We start from the raw sequence: 5883 nt of genomic DNA, 5'->3' as shown, positions 1-5883 counted from the left end.
GGTCTTGGGCCGATGGTATCGTTCAACACCCCGGAAGCGTTGGTGGATCGCACCAGTCATTTGCATATATTGCAGCAGACCGGTGCCAAATCTTTCGGTTACGCGGTGATTGCTCCAGGGGGAGATATTGTGTGCCGGCAGAGCCATGACTACTCCAATACCCGTCCGCACCTGCGGAAAGGTGATAATGGCCAAGTCACGGTGGTCGGTGGTTCCCGACGTGTCAGTCCCAACGATGTTCCCGAGATGAAATTTGACCCGTATCCCAGCGAGCTTCCGGTGATGGAGAAACAAAAATAGACTTGGAAAAACAGTTGCGCCACAAATTTTACGAAATTGTCGCGCCCATTTCGCTATCCGGTCAATGCGTCAGCATGAATTGTTGCGTGTGCAGGTGAAGGAGTTTCTCCACCGCCGCTTCCAAACTTGGCACGACAAAGTCGTGATGCACCTGCCCAATCCACTGGGATCGAATCATCAGCGAGGTGCATCCCACTTGCCGGGCGGCGTCAGCATCCAGCCATTTGTCACTGATCACAAAAGAGTGGTCGAGATCGAAATGCCAGGTGAAGGCCGCTTCGGTAAGCAGGCCAGGTTTTGGTTTTCGGCAGGGACAGCGGTCGGTTTCGTCGTGCGGACAAACCAGGATGCCATCCAAGCCCAACTTCCCGCGCATTAGCTCATGCATCAAATCCAGATCGCGCCTGGATTGGTAACCGCGCGACAACCCCGGCTGGTTGGTCGTGGCCAGCACAACAAACCCTGCCGCTTGCAGGCGACGCAAAGGAAGCACGGCGTCCAGTTTTAAATGGAACTCAGACAAACTTAACGGCGTGATCTGAACCTGCCTTTCAGAACGCACATGATTCAGAACGCCATCACGCTCGATAAACACAGCCAGTTTCATACGACAACTCCTGCTATAGCATAAAGCTGGCCGAGTTTAAGTGTGGCGATCTGGTTTTATAAAATACTAATGATTAACTAGTTGCAAATGCATCATTTTTGAGAAACGTCCAGCTTTTGGGCGTGCCATCGCAAAAATGAGACAGGTTGTGTTCCATCCGTGCCATGAGTAAAATCCATGGATAGAACTGTCCCTTTTCAGGTTCCAAATTACCGACTGAATGATTTCGAGAAGTCTTCTCCGATGGTCTGTACAACTTTCTTCTCGAATTTTGATTCGGCGATCAACTGCTGCAGCTTCTGTTCGTAGTCCGCGCTGTTTAACGGCAGGTCAATCGTCTGGTTGGTCAGCGAGGAGTATAAAATCGCATTGGCAAGTTCGATGGACCAGATTCCTTCGGAAGCCGGGGCGATGAGTTGCGTGCCATCCAGAATGGCATCCACGAAATTTTGCGATATTTCGTGGTGCTGCGCGCCGCCTTCCACGGGAATTTCGACATTCCATACGTCTGGTTTCGCAAAGCCTGCTTTGGCTATTTTGCTGAACTGCAGCATGGAAACTTCGTTGCGGGTAAAGGTGATCTTGCCGTGCTCCAACAACAACTTACCGCGTTCACCAATGATTTCCAGCCGGTTTGTGCCTGGGGCTTCGCCTGTGGACGTGATGAATACTCCGGTGCCGCCATTCGGGTATTCCAGAAAGGCGGTCACATTGTCTTCAACCTCAATGTTATGGAAACGTCCTAACTGGCAGAAACCGCGCACTTTCGCGGGGCGTCCCGCCAGCCAGGTGAACATATCCAGATTGTGCGGGCATTGGTTGAGCAATACGCCGCCACCTTCACCCTTCCAAGTGGCCCGCCAGCCACCGCTGGCGTAATAGGTCTCGGTGCGGTACCAGTCCGTCACGATCCAGTTGGTCCGCAGGATTTCACCGAGTTCGCCATCTGCGATAAGCCTCTTGATCCGTTTATACCTGGGATCCGTGCGCATTTGGAACATGGCGGCAAACACCAGCTTCTGATTGGTGTGCGCGGCCAGCAGGCGTTCGCAATCCGCCTTGTGTACCGAAATTGGTTTTTCCACCAACACATGCAGGTTGTTTTGCAAGGCGTCAATGCCGATGCTGGTGTGCAAATAATGCGGGGTGGCAATGATGACTGCATCCACCTTGCCCGAGCGGATCAGCTTCTCGCTGCTGTCAAAGGTCGTGACCTTATCTTTGAATGGCTCAAGGTTCGGCGTGAAGGAATCACTCACGGCCGCCAGTTCACCGCGCGTGATCCTGCCTTTCATCAAGTAATCCGCGTGAAACTTGCCCATGTTGCCCATGCCGATAATGCCAAAACGCACTTTGTTCATAATTTAAATCCTTACGTTTAACACGTATATCTCAATAACGGGACGACTATCAGGCTTTCGCTGAAACACTGGCAAGCCGGAAATGGTGACAAATGGCGTGTGCCCGCAAAAAAAGCATCCATAATTTCTGCTTGCTCCCGGCAGTAATTTGCCTTAGACCAAGCCCGGTCCATGAATGCCAAAGATTTATCATTGCTGTATCGGTCACCGCTGAAAAATATTTCGGTGGTAATTCGTTTTAAGAATAGCGATCAGGAGTTTTCGCCTCAGACACGGGTGGAAGACGGGCATGTCACCAATGAAACCATTTTTCTGAAATTCAAGGACGCCAGCTTGTACTACATTGATGTGCATGAAATTGCCTCCATCACGATTCGTCCCTGGCGCGATCCTTCTGAGGAAACTTGAATGAGGCTAGTGAATGGTCTTTTCATAAATTCGGTAGGTTTTGTACGGATACCCTCCGAATAATTCAATGACTCGTTGAACGGCGATATTGTCCTCCAAAATCCAGGAAGCTTCGACAAATTTAAATCCCAGCTTGAACCCTTGGCGCAGCCCATCTGCCAGCATGGCGGCCTCAATACCGCGTCCGCGATATTTATTTTTTACTCCCAGCGTGATCACCCTCACGATATTCGTCTCCTTCCATCCCAATAGATAAGGGATGAAACTGAATATGTGCGGGGTGATCAGGTGTCCGCGCAAAGGTTTCATCGCCTGGTTGAAATCCGGCAGTGCCAGGAGGAACCCGACGGTTTCTCCCGGCAGTTCGGCCAGATAAGAAATGCCCTCTTTCAGCATGGGCTTCAGCCGACTCGCCATGAAGTTGAGTTCCAAATCGGTCATGGGCACAAAGCCCCAGTTTTCCTGCCAGGCTTCGTTATAAACCTCTTTGATTTTACCCAGGTCGGCTTCCAGATTTTTCCGCAAAATAGGGCGGATTTTTATCTGTGGTTCCCGTTTGGCAAACTTGGCTGCCAGCCGGTTGAACCGTTCCATCGGGGTATTTTTCAAGTCGAAATAAAAGGCGAGCAAATCCTTGGTTTTAGCGAAGCCTTGGGCCTCGATCAGTTCCGCGTAATACGGTGGGTTGTAAGTCATCATGAAAACCGGCGGGGAATCATACCCTTTGACGAGCAAGCCGCATTCGTCGTTGGTAGTGGGATTCATGGGCCCCAGCATCGTGGTGGCGCCGTGTTGACGCGCCCAGGCAATGGCCGCCTGGAATAGTGGTTGGCTCACGGCGGCATCGTTGATGGATTCAAAAAAACCAAAAAACGCGGCGGCGACTTTGTGGTATTCATTGTAGTGGCGATCCACAATGCCGGCGATGCGGCCAACATCTTTGCCCTGCCGCACAGCCACCCATAACTTCATCTCTGCGTGTTGGAATAGCGGATTGGCGTTGGTGAACACCTTTTCCAGGTCCACCAATAACGGGGCCACCCAATTGGGATCATCGCCGTAAATCCCGTAACTCACCTTGAGAAAACGGGAAACGCCTGCTGGCGTGCGCGGAATTTCCACCAGTTGCACGGGACCATTCATGGGCGTGGAGGAGAAACCACGTGTGCTTTACGCCCATAAACCCGCTCGTAGGCGCGGCAGAAGGGGCATATTTTATCTTCCACCCGGCTCACGAACCAGTACGCCGCCCCCTGTTGCTTTGTTCGAGCCCGACGGCAAACCAGGCAACTTAGGCATATTTTAGCCAGTGCGCGGTCCAAGGATGAAATTTCTTTTGCTTCCATAGCTGTGCCGAATTGTCCATACCTGCCTCAAAACGTCAATCGTGATTTCACCGTTCCTATGTGCTGCCCATGGATTGCGTCGTGAGCGATCCGCCGACGCAATGGGAGGTGGGCACGATCCTGAACACGCTGAACGCGCTGATCCTGGCGCTGCGCCGGTCGTAGCGGAAAAGGGCAGGGGGTTATCGGCGGTAGCGGTAATGTTTGACTCGCAAGGCATCTTTTCTTACTCTCCCCGCCATGGCAAGTCCAACCGGCAGCGCGCAATTCGTCCCCGGCCAGAAGGCTGGGGCGGGGCGTTACACTTTGGTTCGCAAGCTAGGCCAAGGCGGCATGGGGGTCGTCTGGCTGGCGCAAGACGAACATTTGAACGAGGCGGCGGCGCTCAAGTTCCTGCCGCCACAAGTGCAGGAGGACCGCGAGGCGCTGGTGGGGTTGCGCCGGGAGACCGCGCGGGCGCACAAGCTCACCCACCAGAATATCATCCGCATTCACGACTTCCACCAGCCGCCCAACGAGCCGGCCTTCATCTCCATGGAATTCATCGAGGGCAAATCCCTGGAGGAACTGCGCTGGGATCAGCCGGATGGCGTCTTCCAATGGGACGTGGTCGCGCCGCTGGTCCGGCAACTGTGCGAGGCGCTGGATTACGCGCACGCCGAGGGTGTGGTGCATCGGGATTTGAAACCGGCGAACATGCTGGTGGACACCAAGGGGCGGCTGAAGCTGGCGGACTTCGGGATTGCGGCCATCATGAGCGACTCGATGAGCCGGGCGACAGGCCGCTCGGACACCAGCGGCACGGTGCCGTACATGAGTCCGCAGCAACTGACGGGCAAGAACGCCAAGCCATCGGATGACGTGTATGCGCTGGGGGCGTCGCTCTACCAGTTATGCACCAGCAAGCCGCCGTTTTGCCAGGGGGTGATCGAGTATCAGATCCTGCACCAGCCGCCGGAGCCGATGGCGGTGCGGCTGGCAGATTTGGAAATCAAGAATGACATCCCGGCTCACGTGGTCGCCGTGGTGATGGCCTGCCTGGCCAAGCAAGCCGAGGAACGGCCAGTCAGCGCCAGGGAAGTGTGGGAACGGTTAGAAAAGACAGAAGGGGAAACCCAGGCAGAAGGCAAAAAGCAAAAGGCAGAAGGGGGAGAGCAGAAGTTAGGAGTTGGGAGTCAGGAGTTAGAAGGGAACGTCTCGCCTGCGAGTAATCCGCCAGCAGCGCCGCCGACGGTGGCGGCCTCGCCCGCTGAGGTGATCCCCGCAACCATTCCGGCCTCTCAATCTGAGGTAATCCCGGTCACCATCGCGGCGGAGCAAGTTCAAGCCATCCCCGCCACCAAACCGGCGACCCGCCCAGAATTGCCGCCCACCGTGGCGGCGTCTCCCAGCGAAGCGGACCGGCTGAAGCCGGGACTCCCAACGTCGGAAGCTGGCGCGGTGCCGGTGACCATCGCGGCGCACACGCCGGAACGGCCTACGGTGTCCAAGCACCGGTGGGTTCTGGCGGCTGTGGTGGTGTTGGCCTTGCTGGCGGTGGGGGGATGGTATTGGAACATGCATCTACCGGAACAACAGCGGCAGGAAGCCAAGGCTCTGGATGACGTGCGCCGTATCGCGAACACCAAGCGGCTGGCCGAGGAGCAACGGTTGGCCGAGGAAAAGGCGGAGCAGGCACGGCTGGCTCGGGTGCAGGCCGAAGCCAAAGAGGAGGCGAGGAAGAAGGCAGACGCGGAAGCCAAGCGGGTGGCCGAGGAGCAACGGCTGGCGGAGGAAAAGCGGAAGGCCGAGGAAGCGGAGAAACAGAAGGCGTTGGCGGAACAGAAAACGCGGGAAGAGGAGGCGAAGAGAAAGGCCGAGG

At 55.4% G+C, this 5883-nt stretch carries 6 protein-coding genes; 3 read left to right on the top strand and 3 right to left on the bottom strand.

Annotated elements, in window-relative coordinates; genetic code table 11:
• A partial coding sequence (locus tag WCO56_28510; GenBank protein MEI7733546.1) for a hypothetical protein occupies positions 1–300 on the top strand: 300 nt, incomplete at its 5' end.
• Positions 301–361: 61 nt separating this feature from the next.
• On the opposite strand, the gene WCO56_28505 is transcribed toward WCO56_28510, so the two are convergent.
• Both WCO56_28505 and WCO56_28500 read right to left on the bottom strand, forming a co-directional pair.
• A complete protein-coding gene (locus WCO56_28505) occupies positions 362–907 on the bottom strand; it encodes an HAD-IIIA family hydrolase (GenBank protein MEI7733545.1) in 546 nt (181 codons plus the stop codon).
• A 209-nt stretch (positions 908–1116) separates the two neighbouring features.
• Positions 1117–2268 carry a Gfo/Idh/MocA family oxidoreductase gene (locus WCO56_28500; protein MEI7733544.1) on the bottom strand — a complete coding sequence of 384 codons (1152 nt, stop codon included), beginning with the start codon at positions 2266–2268 and terminating at the stop codon, positions 1117–1119.
• Positions 2269–2439: 171 nt separating this feature from the next.
• Here WCO56_28500 and WCO56_28495 point away from each other — a divergent pair, with 171 nt between their 5' ends.
• Positions 2440–2676: a hypothetical protein gene (locus tag WCO56_28495; GenBank protein MEI7733543.1), complete on the top strand. Its 237-nt coding sequence runs from the start codon at positions 2440–2442 to the stop codon at positions 2674–2676.
• A gap of 6 nt (positions 2677–2682) precedes the next feature.
• On the opposite strand, the gene WCO56_28490 is transcribed toward WCO56_28495, so the two are convergent.
• A complete protein-coding gene (locus WCO56_28490) occupies positions 2683–3819 on the bottom strand; it encodes a GNAT family N-acetyltransferase (protein MEI7733542.1) in 1137 nt (378 codons plus the stop codon).
• Between the two features lie 443 nt (positions 3820–4262).
• Here WCO56_28490 and WCO56_28485 point away from each other — a divergent pair.
• The coding region (locus tag WCO56_28485; GenBank protein ID MEI7733541.1) for a protein kinase at positions 4263–5883 on the top strand (1621 nt) is incomplete at its 3' end.

Source organism: Verrucomicrobiota bacterium, assembly GCA_037139415.1.
Taxonomy (GTDB): Bacteria; Verrucomicrobiota; Verrucomicrobiia; order Limisphaerales; family Fontisphaeraceae; genus JBAXGN01.
Note: the sequence above shows the minus strand (reverse complement) of the source record. Positions and strands in the feature narration are given on the sequence as shown.

Bases quoted from the DNA above. Each gene is read 5' to 3' on its own strand.
- WCO56_28505 (MEI7733545.1), bottom strand. From the start codon at position 907: ATGAAACTGGCTGTGTTTATCGAGCGTGATGGCGTTCTGAATCATGTG.
- WCO56_28500 (MEI7733544.1), bottom strand. From the start codon at position 2,268: ATGAACAAAGTGCGTTTTGGCATTATCGGCATGGGCAACATGGGCAAG.
- WCO56_28495 (MEI7733543.1), top strand. From the start codon at position 2,440: ATGAATGCCAAAGATTTATCATTGCTGTATCGGTCACCGCTGAAAAAT.
- WCO56_28490 (MEI7733542.1), bottom strand. From the start codon at position 3,819: ATGAATGGTCCCGTGCAACTGGTGGAAATTCCGCGCACGCCAGCAGGC.